Origin of the sequence: Candidatus Protochlamydia amoebophila UWE25, from assembly GCF_000011565.2 — a bacterium.
GTDB lineage: Bacteria > Chlamydiota > Chlamydiia > Chlamydiales > Parachlamydiaceae > Protochlamydia > Protochlamydia amoebophila.
In genome coordinates this window covers 1,899,000-1,924,236 of record NC_005861.2, presented here as the reverse complement: position 1 = coordinate 1,924,236, position 25,237 = coordinate 1,899,000, and the positions used below count along the sequence as shown (strand labels likewise).

Genomic DNA, 25,237 nt, shown 5'->3' with positions numbered 1-25,237 from the left:
AATAAAACAAGTAGCTCGGTTGCAAATCTCACATTAGGTTTTAGTATGTTAAATCTTCAGTCTAAACTTTCATTTTTTCATTTTTTTTTCATTTCTCTGATTGTTTTTGGCGAATTACCTGCCCAACTAGACCCCCAAAAACAAGAAAAAAACACTTGTCAAAACAAATCTCTTGAACCATATTTACTTCCTCGCAGACATCCTTTACACGATGCTTTAAAAATGATTTTTAAAGATTCAAAAATGTTTAAATCTTCTGATCATTTTAAACAAGCAGGTTTTAAAGTCATTCATGGTCACCGTAAACTTATGGTAGGATCCCATTATTATGTACAAGGTTATTTGTTTAAGAAATTCCCAAATAGTATGACGCAAGAGAAACAACTCGAAAATTTTATTAAGCGTCTCCAAGGGGCAGAAATTTTGCGACAATACGTTTTAAAACATGGATTTAATCATCTGGTGGTGCCAAAAAAATGGCTTTATAGGTTACCTAAATCATTTTCTCAGGGTGATAAAGATCCATCTTACCTTTTAATTGTTGAAAACATGGATATTTATAATGATTACAAAAATCCGAATGGAATGTGCATGCAAATGTACTATCATATGAACATTGATGTATTGACAGAGCTTTGTACTGTTTTACATGCTGTGGGAGGATGTGATGCCTTTCCTCGCAATCAACCTTTTACAAAATCTGGAAAAATTGCCTTTGTAGATACTGAGCATGTAGGGAAAATGAAAGGACATTTTCTTAAGCATATCGTTCCAGCTTTAAATCCTGATATGCAAACTTATGCTGTTGCTTTATGGAATAAGCTTGAGCAAGAGGAGCAAGAAAAATCTCATTTTCAAAGAGGTAGCCCTTAAATTTGTTTTTGAGCTCATATAAATATTCAATGCATTTCTTAGTTTACAAAAACATAAGGTGAGAAATGCATTTTCTAACAATTATTATTGAGTTCCATAAATACTTGGCCATTTACCAATCATATAAGTATGAAAAGAGACAAAGTGATATCCATCTCTTTTATAATAAGCCCAATCAGCTAAATGAGCACTATTGGCCCATATTAAAGGGCGAATTTGAACTTGATCAGTGTGCCTTAAAGCATAATTATAATAAATTTCGTATTCGGAAGCACCTTTCTTTTCTGCTTCCACATCCACACAGTTACAGAAAGCAATCCAAAAAGCTTTTTTATGGTAATTCTCAACTGTCTTGAACATCTCTTTTAAAATGGGTTTTTGAAATAGCATATGATGACAAACACTATAAACTTCTGGATAAATTCTTTGGTAATCGGGAAGTAGTTTTTCTGCATGTCTGAAATACGGTTTTTTACCTGGAAAAGGGCTGACGCAAAATAAACCTCCCTGCCTCTCATTAATAAAGCTTACAGGATTCATAAAGAGGGTGTCGGCATCGATGACTAACACATTAGAAGAAATATCGGGGATAACAAAAGCGGAATAAAGTTTGAGAAGTTGTTGAAAATACCAGCCAGCTCCTCGTCCCGTTTTTTTAAAAAAAGTCTCTGCCTTTTTTTTGTCTCCTCTCCCAATGACTTTTGTAATAGTGTCTTTGCTGAAGGGAAATTGATGTTCGTCAAACCATTCGGCACAGTCTGTTAATTTAGTTTCGGAAACCACAATCACACGTCTAATTAAAGCACCATTATCTTTAATTCCTTGAATGCAATAATCCAGGGTATTTCTATCTTTTGGATGAGAAACAATCACAACATCGATAGGATCGGCTTTAAGAGGATAGATTTTTTTGAGAGGGTCCTTTTTTTCAGCGTAGAGAAAAATATTTATACACATGAAAAATAAAATGTATAATAAGCGTTTATTCATACAAGCTCCCCGTCATTTGTCTTGAATTTTTTATAATCAGAAGAGTTATTAACAATATAAAGATTTTTCGTAAATAAGATTTCTAGAACGGAACAACATTGTATTTTTATGGATGTGATTTTTTAAATTAAATTACTCCAGATGTTTAAAAAAAGATAACCCAGGGCTAATATGTTATTGTTAACTTTATTTGCATTTCTGATTGGGATAGTTACTGTCCTTTCTATTCCTCTGTCTTCTATTTTATCGAGGTTAGACCTTCCAGAGAGAAATAAAAAAGAGAAATTGTTGGTAGTGACTCTGTCATGGGTGGGAACTTTTCTAGTTGGCTTTTGGCTATTGACGATCCTAGTAGCAAGCTTTGAGATTTCCTTTATCACACTTCGCTACACAGCAGTTTTATGGATTGCTTTTTGTGGATTGGTATTAGTTTTTCCGACTTTTACTTCTTTATTTGCTAAGTTTTTAGAAATTTCTCTTCAAAGTTTTCCTCAAATTTTTTCAGTAAGCTCGAAATATAATGGATTATGGGGAGGGTTATTAGGTTTTTTATGGAGTCCTATTGCTTGGTTTTTTTTAGCTCCTTTAGTTACTTTTGTAACATCAACTAATACAATTTTTATGTTGTTAATTCTTGCGTTGGTTTACGCCTTAGGAGTTTCTTTTTCTCTATGCCTTTTTTTATATGACTTACATGTCAATAAATTAACTCTGATTCAGTTAGGAGAAAAACTGAGGTTGGGAATGGGTTTGGGGTTGATCATTTTAGCGGTTATCTTAGCCTTTAACTGGAATACATTTTTCGGGCGCACAATGTTACATGATTTGCCTGATATGCAAATTGAGAATCAACAATCGGCTAATCAGCAACTTAGATCCTTTGATATTGATCATCCAAATTTTCCTAATCTTTCTAGTAACCCTTTTTCCAATAAACTGGTTAAAACTTCTGTTGAAATCACTCCTGATATTTATTTAGGGTATGAACAAGAGAATTCTTTCATGCAAATGCCCCAACTTCTTCCAAATATCATTTACTTTTATAAGGATATTTTTGATGCAGTAAGTTTAAATCAGGTAGCTTTACGAGGAAAATGGGAAGCCCATGAACGGGATATTCTTTCACAATCGCAGTCTTCTCAGCTAAAAGTTAATTTTCAAGCAGAACAAGTTTATGTTTTGCTAGGAGGAAAAAGTTTGACCCCTATCCAATTAATAATTGACGGGAAACCTTTAAAATCAGAATACTATACGAAAGATATGAATGAAAATGGTGAAATTTTTGTGAATCAGGAGCGTCTTTATCAACTTTTAGATTTAAAAAGTAGATTAGGAAGACACGAATTAATACTCACAATTCCTCAAGGAATTAAGGTGTATGCATTCACATTTGGAGCTAACCATTGATATTATCCTGAATAATGCATTTTTTTTATTTTTTAATTCAACACTCGTTTTATGATGTAATGATGACTTTTCTTCCTAAAAATTCTTTTGGTTGTCCTTATTTGATCCTTGCCCCTATGGAAGGAGTCGGAGATCGCAGTTTTAGAAAAGCTATGGCATCAGTGGGGGGATTTGACGAAGCTTGCACAGAATTTATGCGAGTGCCCAGTAATGCTCATGTTCCTAGTTTAGCCAATCGTTATGAAGCGAATGAAACTTTTCCCATTCCCCAAGCTGCGCAATTGATGGGTTCGGATCCAGAGCTTATGGCAGAAATGGCAAGAGCTGTAGAAAGGCGAGGAGCTCAGCGTATTGATTTAAATTGTGGTTGTCCCTCTAATACAGTAACCGGAAGAGGGGCTGGATCTAGTCTACTCAAAGAACCTGATCATTTATATAAAGTTGCTAAATCAATGGTAGAGGCTGTAAATGTACCTGTAACAGCAAAGCTTCGTTCAGGTTTTACAGACACCTCTTTATTTCATGATAATCTCCTTGCAGCGCAAGCCAGCGGAATCAAATATTTGACACTGCATCCTAGAACAAAAGTTGATGGATATGGACCTCCTGCGAAATGGGAATTAATAGCACAAGCTAAGCAACTCTTAAAAATTCCTGTTGTGGGAAACGGCGATATTTTAACTGTCCAAGATGCATTGAACATGCTTAAGCAGACAAAATGTGATGGTTTAATGATTGGAAGGGGGAGTGTGATTAATCCTTTTATTTTTCATGAAATTAAAAGTCATTTTTCCGCTCAGCCCTTTGAAAAAAAATGGGATGTATTTAGCCGCTATATCGACGTTTTTACTGAAGATTTAAAAGAAATGTCTGTCAAAGGACAGCTTAATAAGTTAAAACAATTAATGAGTTTTTTATTTAAATTTAATAGTAAATTAAGAGAAAAAAAACAAAAAATTCTTACTCACCAGACGGTAAATGCCCAAAGTTTTTTATCTTTTGCCTTGGAAAACTACCAAGAAGATTGGATGGAAGCCAATTAAAATTTTGTAAGCTTAGACGTCCAATTATCGTTGTAATTGAATGTGGCATATTTAATACATTTAATTGTAGTAGTTCAATAATAAGTGACGTGTATTCGGATAAGAATTTTTTATTTAAATTTCGTTAATTGTTCACAAGGGAGTCGGTATATTAAGTACTACCCCATTAATTTTATTAATTTTAATCCTTCCAGATATTTTGCTTATCTGGCCTTATAGCGCTTAGTTGGGGAAAGGGGATACGGCCTAAGCGGCATGATGGGAGCTGTTTTCTTAGTCCTGATTGCTTCAATTTTAATTGGCGAAATTTAATAATTTGAACCTTCTTATATCTGATTCACTTTCAATAAGTAATATCAGATCAAAGGTTTACTTCATTAAAAAAACTTTTCCTTGTTTTATGCTCGATGGATGATCGAAGAAGAAGCTTGACTTTTTGGATAGATCACCATATCAGCAATGTTAACATGGGCAGGACGCGATGCAATGAACAAAATTGCTTCGGCAATATCTGTCGCATTTAAAGCTTCTAATCCTTCATAAACTTTATCAGCTTTTTGCTTATCTCCTGCAAAACGGACCAGACTAAATTCTGTCTTTGCTATTCCTGGGGAAATAAGGGATACGCGAATAGAAGTCGAAATAAGTTCTGTCCTGAGAGTATCTGTTAAAGCTCTTAAAGCAAACTTTGTAGCACAATAAACCCCACCTCCAGAATAAATTCCGTGACCAGAGGTACTTCCTACATTAATAATATGTCCTTGATCAGCTTTTAACATGGATGGGACAATGAGTCTTGTTGCATTAAGAACACCTTTGATATTTGTATCAATCATCGTGTTCCAATCTTGAGGCTTAACTTCCCACAGTTTATCCAATCCCTTAACCATTCCTGCATTATTAATCAAAATGTTTGGTCGTTCAAAATTTTTGTCAAGATCGGATATTTGTTCTTCTAAAAGCTCAAAATTTCCAATATCAGCAGTAATACAGTAACTTTTTGTTTGAAATTTTTCTTTTAACTCATTTTGCAACTCTACTAATCGATCTTTTCGCCTTGCGAGCAAAATCAAACGAGCCCCTTCTTTAGCAAATAATCGGGCCGTTTCGGCTCCAAAGCCAGAGCTTGCCCCAGTAATCATAACTGTAGAATTGATGAATAATTGTCCCATTAAAGCTCTTTCTTGCAATTTTCTTAGGTAAGGAGGAAGCTTAACGCCCCCCATTTTTAACTAAACGATCCCAATAAGCCCTCATTTCAGGACTTAAGTATTTTCTAATGCGGTCATAGTCAGGCCCTTTGGATGGATATTCTGTATCAATGAAAGCAAATTGTCCTTTATGCGTATAGGCGATATTATCTGGCCGATAACTTGAACCTTTGGCGTGGGTAATAATGACATAAAGTTCATGCAAATGCTCTTTTGTGATACCCGATTGCCAAACCTGTAAATTCACATCATGGGGAACTAAATCCATATCATTAACAAGCAGTAAAGCATAATGACGGGTGTGAGAAGCATTTTTTGGTGGCGCTGGATTTTCAGGAAGAGGATAAATCCATTTTGAAGCAACTGTAAATTGTTTTATTTTTCGATTAGCTATAATTCTAGCAATTTTTTCGGCTCCTTCACAACGTTTAGTCAGCCAGTACCAGCTTGGATGGTTTTGTTTTTGGTCCAGTTCATTGTCCATGTAAGCTTTAACTAAATAACCATTTATACTAGGGTGTCTTGCGACATAAACGTAAGAACGAGGACCTTTTCTTAGAGTTTTAAATCCATTAGCATGAAAAGTTTTTTTATCCACAGTCACACGTTTTTTTAAAAAAATTGTATCAAGTGCATTTTTCATAGGGTGATTCTCAGCAATAAGATAAGGAGCAATTGCTCTTCTTACTTTCTGCGGGATAGCTTTATTTTTCTCAAAATCTTGATTGATAACAGTTTGTTTTGTCCTAATTAAAGCAGTTACATTGTTTAGATCAAGCTTTTCTTCCTGATCGATGGCTGTTTCCCATAAAAAACAAAGTAAGTTAAAAGATTGCTTAAAGTTTAAAGCTGCTTCTTTCAGTTGATACAATTGAAGATTGCTTTTACCTTCCTCATAAAAAGAATAAGCTTGATAAAGCTGCGTAATAAATGCATTGGATACCTGATTGTTGAGAGAAGCTTGCGTTTGAAAAGCTAATTCCCACAGTTTAAGAGCTTCTTGTTCGTCAAAGATGACGCTTTCTTCTAAATTTGTTTCATCTAAACGAGATTGGATTTTTGTATGAAAAGTTAAAGAGCCCAATGCTTGGATGTAATTATCTTGATTTTGGTCAATAGCGACACAAGGAGTTATTATTACTACCAATAAAAGCAAAAATATTAAGCCGTAAAAACGGTAAAAAGTGTTTTTTAAATGATTAAACATATAAACCATGGGGTGAAATTTCGAAAAAATGAAAATGAAATTAACTATATTACTTTAACATAAAATTTTTTTGTCCATCAACATGAAAACAGTTAATGTTTAATGCATTTAAGAAGTTCAGGATGAAGTTGGCTATTAGTGGCTAAAATAGTTGAAGTTGTAAAAAGATTTTCTTTTTCAGGATAAAAAGTCAGCTTGCCTTGAGATTCTTCAATCATCAGCTTTCCGGCTGCCCAGTCCCAAGGATAGAGATGGTTCATCCAAAAAGCATCTAATTTACCGGCTGCTAAATAAGCCAAAGCTAAAGAAGAGGATCCTAAATTTCTTAGAGAAGCTCCCAATAGGGTAAATTCTCTAAGTTGTTCAATAGAAAAAATAGGGTGATCTTTTACATCGTAAGGAAAATTGATGCTAATTAAAGCATCTTTAATAAATTTTGTAGAACTAACTTGTAATTTTTTTCCATTTAAGTAAGCTCCTTGATTTTTTTCGGAAATAAAAAGCTCATTTGTAAAAGGTTGATAAATTACACCACAAACGATTTCCTGTTTAATCATTGCAGCAATACTAATTGTAAAAATAGGAATATGATGAATAAAGTTGGTTGTTCCATCTAAAGGATCGATAATCCAAAGCACTTCTTCTGGTTCAATCTGATAAGAAAGACCACTTTCTTCGGCTAAAAACTGATGACTTGGAAACTGATTTTTTATAGACGAAATAATACAATTTTCTGATTGGTTATCATATTCAGTCACATAATTTTGTCTTCCTGGCTTTGTTGAAACTTTTATCGATTGTTTAAAGCCATTTTTTAAGATTTTCGCAGCTTCTAAAGCTGCTTCTTTAGCTGTTAGGGCAAGAGAGGATAAACCCAAAGGTAAATTCATGAATTTCTCAGTTTTTGTTTAATAACTCTTTTTACTCATAATCTCCCCATGGGAAGGGAAATCGTCATGTTTGAGAAATATTTAGTTTTATTCAATTCAAAAGACGCCTTTCTTTAAGCCATCGCTACTTAAATTTTTTTATGTTATGTATCGTTTTATGTTATAGCAAGTTCATCCAATTTATTTTTTCATATAAAAACTTTTCTTTAAAGGTAAAAACCTCGAAATTTGCATCTCGACCAGCTTTAGGATGATAACAAATAGTATAAATAAGCTAAGTTTATCAATTATTGTTGAGAGAATAAATTTTTTTATCTATGTTTGATGAAGTAGAAAAAGAGTGATCCTCAAGGTGCCCTAAAATAAGACGTAAGCTAAAAATGATTGGTATTGAATTAATATCTTGGTCCATTGATAAAAAATTTTCTTATCAATGAGTTATCAAGATCGTTTGCTCATTCAATTCCAATAAACATTAACTAAACATTAACGTGAGGTTTAGGATGTTTTCAAGAAATGAAATCATGGCTAAATGTCGTCAAGCTTCTATGCCATACCCTAAATTCTCCTTCTACCAAATAGGTTTTATTGAAATGATTGCAAAACATGTAATATTTGATGACGTTGAAGAACATTTCTGTCTTGATATGTATTTATCAATCTTCAATTCTGACGAAGATGACAATGAAGAAATTTACGACGGAGATGACGAAGACGATGACGAAGACGATGACGATGACGATGATGACGAAGACGATGACGACGATGATGACGATGATGACGAGGACTATGATGACGAGGACTATGATGACGAAGACGATGATGATGATGATGACGACGACGATGATGACGATGAAGATTTCGAAACTGAAGTTGAAGAAGAAAATATTTTTAGATTTTCTTTAGCTGCTTAACAATTATTATTGAGAATTAGCAGAAATGTCTTTTTGCTAATTCTCAAGTTTATAACCTAAATTTTGCTGCTAATGGCTTGAAATGATTCAGGCTACTTTAGCCTTAAAATGAGAGTTTTTTTGATAATCATTTGTTTTTTGTTTAGCTTGTTTTTTATTCTCATTCATATTTTTTGGTATTCCTATTTTTACGGAATTACTCCTACACCAACTTCTCTTAAAGTTCAAAAAAGTATGGTTGCTTTACTGCCTAAACAATTGAATGGAAAGGTGGTTGAATTGGGATCGGGTTGGGGTAATTTGACTGTAGCTTTAGCACGAAGCTACCCAGAAAAAGAAATTATCGCTTATGAAATATCCCCCATTCCTTATTATGTTTCCAAATTTTTTTTCTATTTAATAGGACTAAAAAAAATAAAAACATATAGGAAAGATTTTTTTAAATGTAATTTTAAGGATTCTGGGATAATCATTTGTTATCTTTATTCTAATGCCATGCAAAAGTTAAAGATTAAATTTGAGCAAGAGCTAAGAGCGGGAACATATGTTTTGTCACATACATTTGCCATCCCAGGTTGGAAACCCATTCAGATTTACTACGCTAAAGACATTTATAAAACACCGATTTTTTTGTATTGCGTCCAAGAAACTTTAAAATATGGTATTTAATAAATTGTGTCAGGTTTGCACTAAGAAAGAATATCTACTAGTTGGTGATCAGGATTTTGTTTGATGGCATATTGTTTTTCCCACTGTTCTCCAAATAAAATAATCGGTCGATCAAAACGATCTTGAACAATGACCGCTGTTGTAGGCTTTTTGAAAGTCTCTTTATCTCCTATCAGCCAAGCACTGCATTGATAAGGGAGAGAATTAATAATTGTTTCAACACTATACTCATCTTTGAGACGATATTGCATGACTTCGAATTGAAGTTGGCCTACTGCAGCAAAAATTAAATCCCCACTTAAATCATAAGGACGAAGCAATTGAATCGCACCTTCGTCAGTTAATTGCAAAACACCTTTATCGAAAGACTTTCTTTTACCGACGTCTTTTGGTTGTACACGAGCAAAAATTTCAGGCTGAAATTGAGGCAAAGGTTTAAAGTTAAATCCTCCTGTGAGTGAGATGGTATCGCCAATGGCAAAAACTCCAGGATTGATCACCCCAATTACATCACCTGCATAAGCAATATCTAATGTTGTTCTTTCTCCTGCAACCATTCCATGGGGCCTTGAAAGACGAACTTCTTTGCCGAGTCTATGATGTTTGACGACAAGATCCCGATCGAAGCGGCCCGAACAAATGCGTAAAAAAGCCATGCTATCTCGATGCCTTTTATCCATATTAGCCTGAAGTTTAAAAACATAAGCACTAAATGGTGTTTGGACGGGGTCAATTTCAATTTCTTCTCCTTTATCATTATTTGCCATTCGAGTGTGTGGCGCTGGAGCTAAATTCACAAAGGCATCAAAAAAAGGTTCTATTCCAAAATTGGTTAGAGCTGAGGCAAAGAAGATGGGGGTGACATTTCCTGCTAAAAATTCTTTTTGAGAAAAAGGATTCCCTGCCATTTCAAGAAGTTCTAGTTCCTGGATAAGCTTTTCAAAATACTCTTTGCCAAGACGTTCTTTCGTTTCTTCATTATAAAGGGGAATACGCGTTATTGCAGCTTTTTGAGCTCCACCAGCTGCTATTTTTGTGAAAAATAAACATTCTTTGGTGGCACAATTGAGTACACCACAAAACTCTTTACCAGTTCCAATAGGCCAATTAAAGGCAGAAGAGTGAATTTGCAAAACGTTTTCAACTTCATTCATTAAATCTAAAGGATCTTGGCCTGGCATATCCATTTTATTAATAAATGTTAAAACTGGTATTTTACGTAATCGGCAAACTTCAAATAATTTACGCGTTTGTCTTTCAACCCCTTTTGCAGCATCAATAACCATGATCGCGCAATCAGCAGCTGTCAAAGTCCTGTAAGTGTCTTCGGAAAAGTCTTCATGTCCAGGGGTGTCTAATACGTTAATAATCGTGTTATTATACGTAAATTGCATGGCTGAAGCTGTAATGGAAATCCCTCGTTCTTGTTCCATTGCCATCCAATCGGAAGCTGCAGCTTTGCGTCCTTTACGCCCTCGAACCATTCCTGCTGTATGAATCATTCCAGAATATAGAAGAAGCTTTTCAGTTAAAGTTGTTTTGCCTGCATCCGGGTGGCTGATAATGGCGAAAGTTCGCCTTTTTTCGCAAGCTTCGGCTAATTGTTCTTGTTCTAAGGCCATATAATGCGCTTCCTAAAATCTAATGTGAATTAATCGCAAAAGTATATCACTGTATAGCATTTTTTACATGTAGTGATTTATGCTTTGGATTCTAATTCTTCCCAACGAGAATAAAGGGCTTCTAAAGATTTGTGTTTTTGGTTGAGTGTTTCGCATGCCTGTTGATGTTTATCAGGCTGATTAATTAGAATAGAGTCTTGTACTATAGCTTCTAATTGTCCAATTTCTTTTTCTAAGTCCAAAATTTTGCCTTCCATCTGTTCCCATTCACGTTTTTCTGAATAGCTCATTTTCTTTGAACGGTTCTCAGATTTAGGAAGCTCTTTTTTTTCTTTTTCTTTGTTTTGTGAGGTTGTTTGTTCAAGTTGAAGTTGATGGGCTTCCCACTGGCGATAATCCGCAAATAAAATGGTATCGCTGTTAGTTCCTAACCCTAAAATAAGATTAGAAATCTGATCTAGTAAATATCGATCGTGGGAAATTAATACAATAGCTCCAGGAAAATCAGTTAAACTTTCTTCTAAAATTTCGAGGGTAGGGATGTCCAAATCATTTGTAGGTTCGTCTAAAAGCAGAATATCTGCAGGTTTAAGCATAAGGCGTGCTAAGTGGACGCGTGCTTTTTCGCCACCTGATAATTGGCCAAAAGGAAGATCTAATCGATCGGGGCTAAATAAAAACCTTCGGCACCAAGAATTGACATGGATAGGTTGTCCGCGATAGTATACAGTATCTCCCTCGGGGGCAAGTGCTCTTCTTAAAGGTACATCTGAGGGGAGTTGTGTACGATGTTGGTCAAAATAAACAATTTTAATTCCATCAGCAAATTTAATTGTTCCTTTATCTGGTGTTTCTTCATTCATAAGCAGTTTTAATAAAGTGGTTTTTCCACTTCCATTAAGTCCGACAATACCTAGTCGAGTTCCAGGAGATAATGTAAGATTAATTCCGGAAAAAAGAAGACGGCCACCAAGCGACTTTGTTAAATTAGTGGCAACTAAGAGTTTTTGCGTATCTCTTTTCGTTGCAGAAAAGTCAATTTGTGTTTGGCTATCTTTATTACGTGTTTTGAGTTCATCTAACTCATTAATTAATCGTTCTGCTCCTTGTATACGTGATTGAGATTTAGTGGTACGCGCTTTAGGATTTTGTTTTAACCATTCCACTTCCCGTCTTACTTTTGAAGCAAGAGATCGTTCTTGTTGCATTTGTCCACTTAAAAACTCATCTCTTTTTTCTAAAAAGATACTGTAAGTTCCTTCTGCGACAAATAAACCTTTAGGGTAGCTTCTATTTAACTCCATCATGCGATTTGTGATATGCTCTAAAAAATAGCGGTCATGGCTAATCACAATATAAGCAAATGAGGAATTTTTAAGAAATTTCTCTAGCCAAATAACTCCTTCAAGATCTAAGTGATTAGTCGGCTCATCAAGGAGAAGAACATCAGGAGATTTCACTAATTCCACTGCTAAAGCAAGTCTTTTTTTCCAACCACCAGATAGATTAGTTGCCAAAATATTAAAATTTGTAAATCCCAATTTACTTAATGTGATAATAGCTTGGGTTTGCTTTTCTTCAACACTTAAACGATGATCATTTATTAAAGAATGACTGACAATATCTTGGATGGAAATGGGCTCAAAGTTTGTTTCTTGAGGAATATAGCCGATTCGTAAAGAACGATTACGCGCCACTTCACCTTCATCTGGAGATTCAAGCCCTGCTAAAATTTTTAATAAGGTTGATTTACCTGAGCCATTGGGCCCAATTAAACCTATTTTATCACCTCGAAATATGCCTAATGACATATCTTTAAATAAAAGACGAGAACTAAAAGATTTGGTGAGTTCTTGGCAACTTAAAAGCAAAGTCATATAAAAAAATAAATTCAAAATTTGATGATAATTGACATAGGAATATAAGAAAAAAGCACGGTACACTTATTTTAATTCAGAGCGGACTTTATTCACAAGTGAACTAAAAAATTTAACTTTTACAAAGTCAAGCGAATTACTAAAACTTATACCTTTGTAAAATCAATATGCCCATTTTCAATATCTAAATGGATAAGCTTAACTAAAATTAAATCGCCTACATCCTTATTTTCAAATCCACCAACTAATTTCCCGTCAACAGAGGGATTAAAAATGTGTACCCAAGTTCCTTTAGTTCCAGCTCCTGTGATGATCGCATCAAAAACTTCACCAAATTTAGAAAATAAAAGCATCATGGCTGCTGATTTTCTCATTTTACGCTCTACTTTATCAGCTTCGACTTCTTGAATTGTGCAATGTTTAGCCAATTTTTCAAGTTCATTTAAAGTGTAAGGCATTTCTTTATTTTCCAAAGCAGCTTTAATGATTCTTTGTGTAATTAAATCGAGATATCGACGATTAGGAGCTGTAGAATGTGTATAATCAGCATGAGCTAAACCAAAATGACCAATCGGCATATCATCATAATATTCAACGATATATTCTCCATTTCCAAGAAGCTTAATAATTGTCAGCGATAAATCAGGGAAATGGACAGGATCTAATAATTTTTGTTTAATTAAGAATAAATCTAAAGCTTTGGAGTCTGGTTGATCTGGCAATGTTTCACCAAGGTCGCGTGCAATTTCTACAATACGATCCCACTTTTTTGGTACCCTGACTATTTTGCGAAATGAAGGGAGTTGTTTAGATTTTAAATAAAGAGCTGTGATTGTGTTGGCTACAATCATAAAATTTTCAATTAAATCCCGGGCTCGATTTTTTTTAGAAATTTTAATATCAATAGCATCTTCCTTTTCAACGATAGTTTTTGGTTTAATCGTCTCTAAGGCTAATGCTCCTTTTTGATTTCGAAACTCTTTTAAAAGTTGAGTAATAGTATCTTGAAGATACAATTGTGCTTCCATTCCTGTTACATTGGCAACTTTTTCTGGGATAGGCCCATTTCCTTCTAACCATGTCGATACACTATTATAAGCGAGCTTAGCATGATTGTGTACAAGAGCTGAATAAATGTTGAAGTTTCCTAAAGCTCCATTATCATTAACTTCAACTTCAACCACTATCGCTAAGCGATCTACACCTTCATTTAAAGAAGTTAAACCTGCCGATAGTTTCTCAGGAAGCATTGGAAAAACTTTTGTAGGAGTATAAATCGAGACAGTATTATATTGGGCATGTCTATCAATGACAGAATTTTGAGGAACAAGGTGATCGACTTCAGCAATAGCAATATAGATTTTATACGTTTCATCATCCAATTTTTCCGCATATGTTAACTGATCTAGATACTTTGAATCATCGTTATCAATTGAACACCAAAGAAAATCTGTCATTCTTTTTGTAGCGGGGGAAATGGCACCATGGTCGAAAGTTTTTTCTGTCGCTTTTTGGACATCCAGTAAAAATTCCGTCAGAAGATTTTTTTCGCGCATTGTTTTTTTGGCGATTTCTGTTAAGTCAAAAGTCGGTTTGAGCTCTTGAATTGCCATAAAAATCCTATTGAATGGATATGTTAATCTTTCTATGTTTTTTAATGTGGTTGATGATTTATACACAAGTGAAATGGGAAAATGATTTTTTGAAACTGCCAAAGCATAATTATGTAAGGAATGGAGAGATTCAATGAATGAAAGGGTATTACATCGAACTGATCCTTCTCAAAATTTTATTCATCGTTATCCTCAGCGTTTAGATGCGATTTTTTATCCCAAAACGATTGCTGTGATAGGAGCAAAAGACGATTTTGGTAGCGTTGGCGCAACCATTATGAATAATTTGACTAATGGATTATTCAAAGGAAAAATTTATCCTATTAATCCTAAAAGAGATCGTATTTTAGATCTCATATCTTTCCCCTCAATTTCTTCTGTGCCTGAAGTTGTGGACTTGGCCATTATTGTGACTCCTGCGTTAACGGTTCCGAAGATTATCAAGGAATGCGTGAATGCTAAAGTTAAATCGGCAATTATTATTTCAGCAGGCTTTAAAGAATTAGGAGAAGCAGGGAAAAAATTAGAAGAAGAAATCCTTTTTTATGCGAAACAAGGTCCTTTATCAATTATTGGTCCTAACTGTTTAGGTATCATGAATCCTCACACTGGATTAAACGCTAGCTTTGCAAAAGGGCTAGCTTTACCGGGTCAACTCGCTTTTATTAGTCAGTCTGGAGCCATGTGTACAGCTGTTTTAGATTGGAGTTGGCAAGAAAAAGTAGGGTTTAGCTCATTTGTTTCTATCGGTTCGATGGCAGATGTTAACTGGGGAACTCTAATCGACTATTTTGGAAGTGATCCTCATACTAGTAGCCTCTTACTTTATATGGAAACGATTGGCGATGCACGATCTTTTATGACAGCTGCCCGAGAAGTTGCTTTAGAAAAACCGATTATTGTTATCAAAGCTGGACGATGTCAAGCAGCAGCTAATGCAGCAGCCTCTCATACAGGTTCCTTAGCAGGCAGTGATGAAGTTTTTGATGCAGCTTTAGAAAGAATAGGCGTTTTACGTGTTAATCATATTTCTGAACTTTTTAGCATGGCTTCCGTATTAGCACGTCAACCCCTTCCTAAAGGCCCCAATCTGTCAATTATTACGAATGCTGGAGGTCCTGCGGTCCTGGCTACGGATGCTACTGTATTAAATCATGCTGAAATGGCGCCATTAACACCTCTAACTATCAATAGTTTAAACGAATTTTTACCTCAAGCTTGGAGCCATAGCAATCCAATTGACATTTTAGGAGATGCAGATGCTAAACGGTATGCGAAAACGGTTGAAATTATCGTAAATGATGCAAATTCTGATGGACTATTAGTGATTCTTTCTCCTCAAGATATGACAGATGCTAAAGGAACAGCAGAAATACTGACTAAGTTTGCGATCCTCAATGAAAAACCACTTTTAACAAGTTGGATGGGGGGAGATTCTGTTATAGAAGGAGCAAATATTTTATCGCATGCTAAAATTCCTGTTTTTAATTATCCGGATGATGCTGCAAAAACTTTTGCAACCATGTGGCGTTATAGCCAAAATTTAAAAACTCTTTACGAAACGCCTCAGGCAGATTCATTGATCTGGGGTGAGAATGAGCAAGCACAAGCACTGGTTAATCAAATTATTTTAAAAGCTCAGGAAGAGAAAAGAACAATTTTAACTGAATTTGAATCTAAACAAGTATTGAGCTTATATGGAATTCCTATTATCCAAACAGAAGTTGCTAAAAACGCAGCTGAAGCTGTTAAATTAGCCGATCAATTTGGTTATCCAGTTGTTCTCAAGCTTTTTTCTGAAACAATTACTCACAAAACCGACGTGGGAGGCGTTAAGCTTAATTTAAAAACTTCTCAGGAAGTTTTAATTGCTTACGAAGAAATTTTTCAATCTATATCAAAAATAAAAGGAGTGCAGCATTTTAATGGAGTCACTGTTCAACGTATGATTAAACAATCAGGCTATGAATTGATTTTAGGTAGTTCAACCGATCCTCAATTTGGACCTGTTTTATTGTTTGGAACTGGGGGACAGCTTGTTGAAGTATTTAAAGATCGTGCTTTAGCGTTACCTCCTCTTAATAGAAATCTTGCTCAACAGCTTATGCAAAAAACAAAAATCTATGAAGCATTGCTTGGTGTAAGGGGGAGAAAGGCAATTAATTTATCTCATTTAGAAGAAATTCTTATTCGGTTTTCTCAACTTATTGTAGGCAATAAGTGGATTAAGGAATGTGATATTAATCCTCTTTTAGTATCTGACAATGAAATTATTGCTTTAGATGGACGTATCATTTTACATGATAACGATGTTCAAGATCAACAATTACCTAAATTAGCCATCCGTCCTTATCCTTCAAATTACGTTTTAAAAACGGAATTAAATAATCAAAAACAGGTGATTTTAAGACCTATCCGGCCTGAGGACGAACCCCTTATTGTGCAATTTCATCATGATTTATCTGAGAAAAGTGTACGTCAGCGATACTTAGAATTTATCAGTTTAGATCAACGAGTCACTCATGAACGTTTAATTCGTATTTGTTTTAATGATTATGACAGAGAATGGGCACTTGTCGCTGAAGTCGTGAATTTTCAACAAAAGCAGATTGTTGGAGTAGGCCGTTTATCTCGCATCCCAGGAACTACTTATGCTCAGCTTACGCTTGCAATTATTGATGCTTATCATTATCAAGGCCTAGGAACTCAATTTATTACACAATTGCTTAAAATTGCCAATCAAGAAAATATTGAGCAAGTTTACGCAAATATTTTAGCTGAGAATGAGGGAATGTTAAAGATTTGTCAGAGACAAGGATTTAAATTAACACCTCTGCCTGATCCAGAAATTATTCAAGCCTTGTGGTTGAATCCAAAAATGGAAGAGAGCAAATGAAGCCTCTTTATTCTTTGTTAGAAAGTCAAATTTTTAATCATTACCAACTTGTTGCTATTAGACAACAAGATATGGAACAAATCCGTCTTTGGCGCAATGAACAAATAGACATTTTACGGCAACAAAAACCTATTTCAAAAGAAGATCAAATTATTTACTTTGAAAAGTTTATCAAACCTTTATTTGATCTTTATCAACCCAATCAAATTTTGTTTAGTTATCTTTATCAAGGTCAATGTATTGGATATGGAGGGCTTGTTAATGTGGATTGGCAATCAAAAAAAGGAGAGCTATCCTTTTTAGTAAAAACAGAAAGAGCTAGTTTTGAGACGATCTACATTCAAGATTTTTTGCATTTCCTTACTCTCATCTCTCAGTTTGCATTTAAAAAATTAAATTTTCATCGTATTTACACAGAAACCTTTGCTTTTAGGCTAATTCACATGCAAGTTTTAGAAAATTTTGGATTTAAAAAAGAGGGGATCCTGCGAGAGCACATATATAAAAAACAGCGCTGGATAGATTCATTGATGCATGGGTTATTAGCTCATGAGGTCATTCATGAATAATAAACGGATTTTTATTAGCGGTGGAGCTGGAGTTATTGGAACAGCCCTTGTTAACTCTCTATTAAAAGAAAAAGTAAGTCTTTTTGTTGGAGATTTAAAACCTTGTCCAAAAGAATGGTTGGGAAAGCTTAAATATTGGCAGGGAGACTTAAATGCAATCCACCCTGAAATTTTGCAAAATTTTGATCCTGACATTTTTTTTCATCTTGCTGCAACATTTGAAAGGTCAGAGGAAACTTATTCTTTTTTCTTGGAAAATTTTCACCATAACGTTCGTTTGAGTCATTATTTAATCAATCTTCTCAAAGATGGGTTATCTTTAAAAAAGGTGATTTTTGCTTCTAGTTACTTAATTTATGATCCTACGCAATATCAGTTCACTTCAAAACAAGAACAAGTTTCAATCTTAAATGAAGAGAGTCGAATATATCCCAGGAATATTTGTGGGGGAGCGAAGCTTCTTCATGAGCTAGAACTTCGCTTTTTAAATCATTTTCTTGGCCATCAGGCTTCGTTTATTTCTGCTCGGATTTTTAGAGTTTATGGCTACCAATCTAAAGACGTTATTTCTCGATGGATTAGATCCGCGATAAGAGGAGAGCCTTTGACTGTCTATCGTCCAGAAGGGCAGTTTGATTATATTTTTTCTGATGATGTTGCAGAAGCTTTATTGAAGTTATCTCAAACTGAGCATAGCGGTGTTGTAAATGTTGGATCTGGGGAAGCCCGTTCGGTTCAAACTATCCTAGACCTTCTTCATCAATATTTTCCCAACCTTCAAATCCAATCTTCTCAACAAAACATTCTTTTCGAACATTCGCAAGCCAATATTGATCGATTAGAACAGTGGATAAAATGGCGACCCAAAAACCGTTTAGAGCAAGCCATCCCTAAATTAATTGAATTTGAGAAACAGAAATGGGAAGCGCCTATTTTTCACGAAGATACGTGTTCGATACTTATCACGAGTATTTCGAAGAAAATGCCTTTGATTGAAGCTGTTCGCGAAGCAGCTCGTAAGACGGGGCAAATCAAATCTATTCACGGTTGTGATGCAGATGTTAACTGTATTGGAAAATATGGTGTAGATCAATTTTGGCATTGTCCTTCTCTTTCTCATTTAATGATTGAAGAAGTTATCGCATATTGCAAAGAGTATTTTATTAAAATGATCATTCCTACGCGGGATGGAGATTTGCTTTTTTTTGCCCAATATAAATCACTTTTGCAAGCCGAAGGAATTCAAATCATGTGTTCTTCTTTAGACACTGTTTTGATTTGTCAAGACAAGAAAAAATTTGCTGAGTTTTTATTAGAGCACCATTTTCAACCCATTTTAACCAGTGTAAAACTAGATGATATTGACTCTGTGCATTATGTAGTCAAAGAACGCAAGGGGGCTGGATCTTTAAAAATGCTTTTAAAAGTCTCTAAAGATGAAGCGATGCAAGGTGCCTTAAAATTAGATGATCCTATTTTTCAACCTTACATGATTGGTAAAGAATGGAGTATTGATCTTTATCGCTCAGCAGAAGGAAAAATACACGGTTGTGTAGCTAGATTGAGAAATTACACAGTAGGAGGAGAATCGCAGATTACAACAACTACTAACTATCCTGAATTGGAAAATTATTGTATAGACATTGCAAACCAATTGAATGTTAGCGGCCATGCTATTTTTCAGGTGATTGTAGATGAATTTAGTCAATTTCACGTGATTGAGTGTAATCCCCGTTTTGGAGGGGCGTCGACAGCTAGTTTAGCAGTCGGGTTAGATTCTTTTTTTTGGTTTTTTCTTGAAAGTTTAGGCGAAAATTTGCAAAGTTATCCTTTTAATAGATCCAAACATGAAATTCGCCAAATTCGATACCCAGCAGACAGGATTATTCCATGGTCTTCGTCTTTGACTTAGATGATACACTTTATGAAGAGAAAATGTTTGTTTTAAGTGGATTTAAAATTGTTTCGGAGTTTTTAAGTTCAACTTTTAGAAGCCAATCTTCAGACATTTATCAAGCTTTAATAAATGAGTTCGAAATTAAAAGAGAACATGTTTTTGATCGACTCCTACAAAAGTTTGGGCTGTACAGCAAGAGCTTGGTAAGAAAATGTGTAGCTATTTATCGAGCTCATTCTCCTCAAATTCAATTGTTTCCTGAAGCCTTGGATTGTCTTCAACGTTTAAGCTCTTATCCGATTTATGTTGTCACAGATGGAAATAAGTTAGTTCAAAAAAGAAAATTTTTGGCCTTACATTTAGAGCATTATGTAAAAAAATGCTTATGTACTTATACTTACGGATTAAAATATAGCAAGCCTTCTCCCTATTGCTTTGAAAAAATTTGTGAATGGGAAAAGGTGAGCCCTAAAAAAGTCGTCTATGTGGCTGATAATCCTAATAAAGATTTTGTAGGCATCAAACCTTTTGGATTTCAAACAATCAGGATATTAACAGGTCCTTACAAAGATATAGTTGTGGATGAAAAGTATGATGCTTCTATTACTCTTCACCACCTAGCAGAATTGAACGATGCGCTATTAAAAAAAATCGAGGAAAATGCGTACTGAAATATTTGTTCAAGCTCGAATGGGATCAACGAGGCTTCCTGGAAAAGTTCTTAAACCTGTTTTGGGCAAACCTCTACTTGGTTATCTTCTTGAACGATTAAAAGACGTTAAAGAAGTGGATGAGATAGTCATATTATCCACAACTAACTCACAAGATGATGTAATTGAAGCTTATTGCCAGCAACTAGGTATTTTTTGTTTTCGTGGATCTGAAAACGATGTATTAGAGCGTTATTATCAGGCAGCATTGATTCGCAAAGTAGATGTGGTTATTCGTATCACTGCCGATTGTCCTTTAATTGATCCAGACATTATTGATCAAGTAGTTGGATTATTTAAAAAAGAAATTTTTCAATATGATTATATTTCTAATAGCTTCGAAAGAACTTTTCCAAGAGGGCTTGACGTAGAAGTTTTCACGTTTGAAGCGCTTCAAACAGCTTTTAAAATGGCAACAAGTCTCATCCAAAAAGAACACGTCACTCCTTTTATTTATCAAAATCCCGGTCTTTTTAAATTAAAGAATATTGCACATCATCCATCTCTCCATCTATATCGTTGGACAGTCGATACACCAGAAGATTTCGAATTAATAAAGTTAATCTTAGAAAATCTTTACCCTCATTGTCCAAAATTTCGCTTAAACGATATTCTCCATTTGTTAAGTCTAAACCCAGATTGGAATTTAATTAATGCATACATAAAACAAAAAACTATTTATTAACATCTATTTATTGAATGATTTCGTATAAAATCAACTTAGTTTAAATTTGTTGATTATAGTTATATTACCAAGTTAAATGTCTATATTTATGAGTGAGCAAAAGAGAGTCATGAATTTAGAAACAACTTTTGTAGCGAGAAACATTTTCTTTGATCACGCTTTCCTAATACTACAACCCTGAGCACAGGTTTTGCTGATTAAAACCCGGCGGCAAAAATTTTACAAACGTATGGATTAACTCCGCTTCTATCTATCTTTCATTCTTTTATTGATATTTTCTACTTTTTAAAAGTCTGCTCTTTTGCTTTTATTCCTTTCTTCTCTTTTTAAAAGGATTTTTTTGTCATTTACAAACATAAAAACTGCTTATGCATTGACGCCAAAATGAGCAGAGAACTTTCTTAAATAGGCATCTGCATAAGACTTAATAAACTTTAATAAAACTTCACCATTTATTTTCTTAGGACAGGCAACTCTTATTTTCGGTACCAAGTTTCCTTTTTTTATTGAAAGTCTTTTTGCCTAATAATTTTTAAATTGAGTGAAGCTGCTAAGGCTTTAAAATGCGCTAATCCAGAAATAGTAAAATAAGGACATTCGCTCAGATCTAAATGTTTTAAAGACGCTAAGCGAGTCAAATGCGTTAATCCATTGTCATTAAGACTATCACAGTAACTTAGATTTAAATACTGTAAAGCGATTAAGGGAGTCAAATGCGCCAATCCTGCACTAGTGAGGTTGTCGCAAGAGCGTAGATTGAGATGCCGTAAAGCCACTAAGGGGCTTAAATACGCTAACCCATCATCAGTGAGACAAACGCAACAGTTTAGATTGAGATGCTGCAAAGTCACCAAGCGACTCAAATGTGCCAATCCTCTATCAGTGAGATTATCGCAACGGTTTAGATTGAGATACTGCAAATTGACTAAGAGGCTCAAATGTGCTAATCCTGAGTCAGTGATTTTATAGCATTCGCCTAGATCTAGATGCTGCAAAGCCACTAAGTGGCTCAAATGTGCCAATCCTCTATCAGTGAGATTATTGCAACGGTTTAGATTTAGATACTGCAAATTGACTAAGAGGCTCAAATGTGCTAATCCTGAATCAGTGAGTTTTGCGCAATCACGCAAATCTAAATGTTTTAAAGATGTTAAATGGCTCAAATGCGCCAATCCTGAATCAGTGAGATTATTACAACAGCCCAGGTTTAGATGCTGCAAAGCCAATAAAGAGCTTAAATGTGCTAATCCTCTATCAGTGATTTTCCAGCATCTGTCCAGATCTAGATACTGTAAAGCCACTAAGTGGCTCAAATATGCTAACCCATCATCAGTGAGACAGACGCAACGGTTTAGATTGAGATGCTGCAAAGCCACCAAGCGACTCAAATATGTTAATCCTGAGTCAGTGATTTCATAGCATCCGCCCAGATCTAGATGCTGCAAAGCCACCAAGCGACTCAAATGTGCTAATCCTGAGTCAGTGATTTTATAGCATCCACCCAGATCTAGATGCTGCAAAGCCACTAAGGGGCTCAAATGCGCCAATCCTGCATCGGTAAAATTACGGCATTCGTGAAGACGAAGCACTTTTAAATTTTTACAGTCTTTTAATGCTAAGAGGTGAGCATCGGTTAAATAAGCATTGTTTGAAAAATCAAGGCTTTCTATCCCTCCTTCTATCTCATTTGAAAATAAATTTAAAAATTCTTCAAATTCCGTTAGCTCAGAGATCTGATTTAATAATACACTCACAGCGGCGCATTCTAAATAGTTTTTCAAAATATTTAATTGACGTTTACGGGCAAAATTTAAAACAAATATTAATTCATCTAGATTGTCTTCGATGCAGCTAAGCAGCTCCAATTCCTGTGATTTGTACCCATTAATTAGCTGCTCTTCTAAATTTTTCACAACTTCGGTCATTTGAAAATAATAGGCTAGGTGAATAGAAGAAAGGATTTCTTCCAGAGGAACTTTAAAATTAGCATCTAGCAGGCAATTGAGCAGATTTGTAAAATTTTTTTGCGTCAAAGCGAGAGGATTTTGAAGAGATTCTGGAAAACCGCCCGACCACAGACTCTTAAAATAGGGAGATTTTTCCATTAACAAAATTAGTTGAGAGTGAGGAATGGTTAGAGAAGTTTCATCCTGAAATATCAGTTCAAATTCTTGGGATGAAGTTAAGTGATTAGGAAGTTGAGTTGTTGATGGAGCCACCTCTTCTAGGCCAGCTAAGGGATTTACTGGAATGTTGCTTTCATCCTCAAGATGCTCGCTACCTACTTGAGACCAGCAGTAAAAATGAGTAAGCGAAGTTGCTAAGGCTGTAAAATGCGCTAATCCAGAATCAGTAAAATATGGACATTCGCTCAGATCTAAATGTTTTAAAGACGCTAATCGGGTCAAATGCGTTAATCCATTGTCATTAAGACTATCGCAGTAACTTAGATTTAAATACTGTAAAGCGATTAAGGGAGTCAAATGCGCCAATCCTGCACTAGTGAGGTTGCCGCAACAGCGTAGATTGAGATGCCGTAAAGCCACTAAGGGGCTTAAATATGCTAACCCATCATCAGTGAGACAAGCGCAACAGTTTAGATTGAGATGCTGCAAAGCCACCAAGCGACTCAAATGCGCCAATCCTCTATCAGTGATTTCCCCGCATCTGTCCAGATCTAGATACTGCAAAGCCACTAAAGGGCTTAAATGTGCTAATCCTGAGCTTGTGAGTTTTTTGCACAATCCTAGATCTAAATACTGTAAAGCCACTAAGTGGCTCAAATGTGACAATCCTCTATCAGTGAGATTATAGCAACGGTTTAGATTGAGATACTGCAAATTGACTAAGAGGCTCAAATGTGCTAATCCTGAATCAGTGAGTTTTGCGCAATCACGCAAATCTAAATGTTTTAAAGATGTTAAATGGCTCAAATGCGCCAATCCTGAATCAGTGAGATTATTACAACAGCCCAGGTTTAGATGCTGCAAAGCCAATAAAGAGCTTAAATGTGCTAATCCTGAGTCAGTGATTTTATAGCATTCGCCTAGATCTAGATGCTGCAAAGCCACTAAGTGGCTCAAATATGCTAACCCATCATCAGTGAGACAGACGCAACAGTTTAGATTGAGATGCTGCAAAGCCACCAAGCGACTCAAATATGTTAATCCTGAGTCAGTGATTTTATAGCATCCGCCCAGATCTAGATGCTGCAAAGCCACCAAGCGGCTCAAATGCGCCAATCCTGCATCGGTAAAATTACGGCATTCGTGAAGACGAAGCACTTTTAAATTTTTACAGTCTTTTAATGCTAAGAGGTGAGCATCGGTTAAATAAGCATTGTTTGAAAAATCAAGGCTTTCTATCCCTCCTTCTATCTCATTTGAAAATAAATTTAAAAATTCTTCAAATTCCGTTAGCTCAGAGATTTGATTTAATAATACACTCACAGCGGCGCATTCTAAATAGTTTTTCAAAATATTTAATTGACGTTGATGGGCAAAATTTAAAATTGATATTAATTCATCTAGATTGTCTTCGATGCAGCTAAGCAGCTCCAATTCCTGTGATTTGTACCCATTAATTAGCTGCTCTTCTAAATTTTTCACAACTTCGGTCATTTGAAAATAATAGGCTAGGTGAATAGAAGAAAGGATTTCTTCCACAGGAACTTTAAAATTAGCATCTAGCAGGCAATTGAGCAGATTTGTAAAATTTTTTTGCGTCAGAGGACCTTGAAAAAATTCTTCAGATTCTTTCGACCACAGATTCTTAAGAAAGTTTTCCGACCACAGACTCTTAAGATAGGGGGATTTTTCCCTTAACAAAGCTAGTTGAGAGTGAGGAATGGTTATAGAAGTTCCATCTTGAAATTCCAGTTCAAATTCTTGGGATGAAGTTAGGTGATTAGGAAGTTGAGTTGTTGATGGAGTCACCTCTTCTAGGCCAGCTAAGGGATTTACTGGAATGTTGCTTTCATCCTCAAGATGCTCGTTACCTTCTTGAGAGGGGTAGTAAGAATGAGTATCTGTATTGATAAGACAATTATGATTAAAGCCTAGATTAGAAATATTCAAAATGACCATCCAAATTAGCTAATTAAATTTTAATTTATATATATTTTGGCAGTATTCTATATATATACAAATTATTGCAATAGTCATT

18 protein-coding genes are annotated in these 25,237 nt (G+C 35.1%); 10 read left to right on the top strand and 8 right to left on the bottom strand.

Annotated elements, in window-relative coordinates:
- Positions 1 to 45: 45 nt before the first annotated feature.
- On the top strand, positions 46 to 873 hold the full coding sequence (locus PC_RS07580; RefSeq protein ID WP_011176128.1) for a hypothetical protein: 828 nt from the start codon (positions 46 to 48) through the stop codon (positions 871 to 873).
- An 84-nt stretch (positions 874 to 957) separates the two neighbouring features.
- On the opposite strand, the gene PC_RS07575 is transcribed toward PC_RS07580, so the two are convergent.
- Positions 958 to 1,863: a DUF6492 family protein gene (locus PC_RS07575; protein WP_011176127.1), complete on the bottom strand. Its 906-nt coding sequence runs from the start codon at positions 1,861 to 1,863 to the stop codon at positions 958 to 960.
- Between the two features lie 171 nt (positions 1,864 to 2,034).
- Between PC_RS07575 and PC_RS07570 the strand changes: the two genes are divergently transcribed.
- Entirely contained in the window at positions 2,035 to 3,270 is a 1,236-nt protein-coding gene (locus tag PC_RS07570) for a hypothetical protein (protein WP_011176126.1), read from the top strand.
- Positions 3,271 to 3,332: 62 nt separating this feature from the next.
- Complete coding sequence (locus tag PC_RS07565) at positions 3,333 to 4,313, top strand: tRNA dihydrouridine synthase (protein ID WP_011176125.1); 981 nt, start codon at positions 3,333 to 3,335, stop codon at positions 4,311 to 4,313.
- Between the two features lie 398 nt (positions 4,314 to 4,711).
- On the opposite strand, the gene PC_RS07560 is transcribed toward PC_RS07565, so the two are convergent.
- From PC_RS07560 to PC_RS07550, 3 genes are all read right to left on the bottom strand, one after another.
- Positions 4,712 to 5,539, bottom strand: a complete 828-nt coding sequence (locus PC_RS07560) for an SDR family oxidoreductase (RefSeq protein WP_181679097.1) — start codon at positions 5,537 to 5,539, stop codon at positions 4,712 to 4,714.
- The gene (locus tag PC_RS07555; RefSeq protein WP_011176123.1) at positions 5,526 to 6,731 is read right to left on the bottom strand and encodes a hypothetical protein; all 1,206 of its coding nucleotides are present in this window, start codon (positions 6,729 to 6,731) and stop codon (positions 5,526 to 5,528) included. The genes PC_RS07560 and PC_RS07555 overlap by 14 nt, the downstream gene beginning before the upstream one ends.
- A 92-nt stretch (positions 6,732 to 6,823) precedes the next feature.
- Positions 6,824 to 7,621 (bottom strand): inositol monophosphatase family protein, encoded by a 798-nt coding sequence (locus PC_RS07550; RefSeq protein WP_011176122.1) that lies wholly within the window; start codon positions 7,619 to 7,621, stop codon positions 6,824 to 6,826.
- Between the two features lie 503 nt (positions 7,622 to 8,124).
- On the opposite strand from PC_RS07550, the gene PC_RS11430 reads away from it, so the two are divergent.
- Both PC_RS11430 and PC_RS07540 read left to right on the top strand, forming a co-directional pair.
- Positions 8,125 to 8,535, top strand: a complete 411-nt coding sequence (locus tag PC_RS11430; RefSeq protein ID WP_181679096.1) for a hypothetical protein — start codon at positions 8,125 to 8,127, stop codon at positions 8,533 to 8,535.
- A gap of 120 nt (positions 8,536 to 8,655) precedes the next feature.
- A complete protein-coding gene (locus PC_RS07540; protein ID WP_011176120.1) occupies positions 8,656 to 9,204 on the top strand; it encodes a methyltransferase in 549 nt (182 codons plus the stop codon).
- A gap of 20 nt (positions 9,205 to 9,224) precedes the next feature.
- Here PC_RS07540 and PC_RS07535 read toward each other — a convergent pair whose 3' ends face one another.
- The 3 genes from PC_RS07535 to PC_RS07525 all read right to left on the bottom strand — a co-directional run bounded on the left by PC_RS07535 (position 9,225) and on the right by PC_RS07525 (position 14,316).
- Entirely contained in the window at positions 9,225 to 10,826 is a 1,602-nt protein-coding gene (locus tag PC_RS07535; protein ID WP_011176119.1) for a peptide chain release factor 3, read from the bottom strand.
- Between the two features lie 77 nt (positions 10,827 to 10,903).
- Positions 10,904 to 12,703: an ABC-F family ATP-binding cassette domain-containing protein gene (locus PC_RS07530; protein WP_044045559.1), complete on the bottom strand. Its 1,800-nt coding sequence runs from the start codon at positions 12,701 to 12,703 to the stop codon at positions 10,904 to 10,906.
- Between the two features lie 146 nt (positions 12,704 to 12,849).
- Positions 12,850 to 14,316: an RNB domain-containing ribonuclease gene (locus PC_RS07525; RefSeq protein ID WP_044045196.1), complete on the bottom strand. Its 1,467-nt coding sequence runs from the start codon at positions 14,314 to 14,316 to the stop codon at positions 12,850 to 12,852.
- A gap of 133 nt (positions 14,317 to 14,449) precedes the next feature.
- On the opposite strand from PC_RS07525, the gene PC_RS07520 reads away from it, so the two are divergent.
- From PC_RS07520 to PC_RS07500, 5 genes are read left to right on the top strand one after another with little or no spacing between them, the layout of a single operon-like run.
- Positions 14,450 to 17,212, top strand: coding sequence for a bifunctional acetate--CoA ligase family protein/GNAT family N-acetyltransferase (locus PC_RS07520; RefSeq protein ID WP_011176116.1), 2,763 nt, complete (start codon positions 14,450 to 14,452; stop codon positions 17,210 to 17,212).
- Positions 17,209 to 17,781 carry a GNAT family N-acetyltransferase gene (locus tag PC_RS07515; RefSeq protein ID WP_011176115.1) on the top strand — a complete coding sequence of 191 codons (573 nt, stop codon included), beginning with the start codon at positions 17,209 to 17,211 and terminating at the stop codon, positions 17,779 to 17,781. Before PC_RS07520 ends, PC_RS07515 begins: the two co-directional genes overlap by 4 nt.
- Positions 17,774 to 19,693, top strand: coding sequence for an NAD-dependent epimerase/dehydratase family protein (locus PC_RS10640; protein ID WP_181679095.1), 1,920 nt, complete (start codon positions 17,774 to 17,776; stop codon positions 19,691 to 19,693). Before PC_RS07515 ends, PC_RS10640 begins: the two co-directional genes overlap by 8 nt.
- Entirely contained in the window at positions 19,672 to 20,349 is a 678-nt protein-coding gene (locus tag PC_RS07505; protein ID WP_011176113.1) for an HAD family hydrolase, read from the top strand. The genes PC_RS10640 and PC_RS07505 overlap by 22 nt, the downstream gene beginning before the upstream one ends.
- Positions 20,339 to 21,073, top strand: coding sequence for a cytidylyltransferase domain-containing protein (locus tag PC_RS07500; protein ID WP_011176112.1), 735 nt, complete (start codon positions 20,339 to 20,341; stop codon positions 21,071 to 21,073). Before PC_RS07505 ends, PC_RS07500 begins: the two co-directional genes overlap by 11 nt.
- 503 nt (positions 21,074 to 21,576) lie before the next feature.
- Here the strand turns inward: PC_RS07500 and PC_RS11775 are convergent.
- Positions 21,577 to 25,149 (bottom strand): BTB/POZ domain-containing protein, encoded by a 3,573-nt coding sequence (locus PC_RS11775; protein WP_232086074.1) that lies wholly within the window; start codon positions 25,147 to 25,149, stop codon positions 21,577 to 21,579.
- Between the last annotated feature and the right edge of the window lie 88 nt (positions 25,150 to 25,237).

Excerpts from the sequence above, each read along its gene's own strand:
- PC_RS07500 (WP_011176112.1), top strand. The coding sequence starts at position 20,339 with ATGCGTACTGAAATATTTGTTCAAGCTCGAATGGGATCAACGAGGCTT.
- PC_RS07525 (WP_044045196.1), bottom strand. The coding sequence starts at position 14,316 with ATGGCAATTCAAGAGCTCAAACCGACTTTTGACTTAACAGAAATCGCC.
- PC_RS10640 (WP_181679095.1), top strand. The coding sequence starts at position 17,774 with ATGAATAATAAACGGATTTTTATTAGCGGTGGAGCTGGAGTTATTGGA.
- PC_RS07505 (WP_011176113.1), top strand. The coding sequence starts at position 19,672 with ATGGTCTTCGTCTTTGACTTAGATGATACACTTTATGAAGAGAAAATG.
- PC_RS07535 (WP_011176119.1), bottom strand. The coding sequence starts at position 10,826 with ATGGCCTTAGAACAAGAACAATTAGCCGAAGCTTGCGAAAAAAGGCGA.
- PC_RS07530 (WP_044045559.1), bottom strand. The coding sequence starts at position 12,703 with ATGACTTTGCTTTTAAGTTGCCAAGAACTCACCAAATCTTTTAGTTCT.
- PC_RS11430 (WP_181679096.1), top strand. The coding sequence starts at position 8,125 with ATGTTTTCAAGAAATGAAATCATGGCTAAATGTCGTCAAGCTTCTATG.
- PC_RS07555 (WP_011176123.1), bottom strand. The coding sequence starts at position 6,731 with ATGTTTAATCATTTAAAAAACACTTTTTACCGTTTTTACGGCTTAATA.
- PC_RS07550 (WP_011176122.1), bottom strand. The coding sequence starts at position 7,621 with ATGAATTTACCTTTGGGTTTATCCTCTCTTGCCCTAACAGCTAAAGAA.
- PC_RS07560 (WP_181679097.1), bottom strand. The coding sequence starts at position 5,539 with ATGGGGGGCGTTAAGCTTCCTCCTTACCTAAGAAAATTGCAAGAAAGA.
- PC_RS07520 (WP_011176116.1), top strand. The coding sequence starts at position 14,450 with ATGAATGAAAGGGTATTACATCGAACTGATCCTTCTCAAAATTTTATT.
- PC_RS07575 (WP_011176127.1), bottom strand. The coding sequence starts at position 1,863 with ATGAATAAACGCTTATTATACATTTTATTTTTCATGTGTATAAATATT.
- PC_RS07580 (WP_011176128.1), top strand. The coding sequence starts at position 46 with ATGTTAAATCTTCAGTCTAAACTTTCATTTTTTCATTTTTTTTTCATT.
- PC_RS07515 (WP_011176115.1), top strand. The coding sequence starts at position 17,209 with ATGAAGCCTCTTTATTCTTTGTTAGAAAGTCAAATTTTTAATCATTAC.
- PC_RS07570 (WP_011176126.1), top strand. The coding sequence starts at position 2,035 with ATGTTATTGTTAACTTTATTTGCATTTCTGATTGGGATAGTTACTGTC.
- PC_RS07565 (WP_011176125.1), top strand. The coding sequence starts at position 3,333 with ATGACTTTTCTTCCTAAAAATTCTTTTGGTTGTCCTTATTTGATCCTT.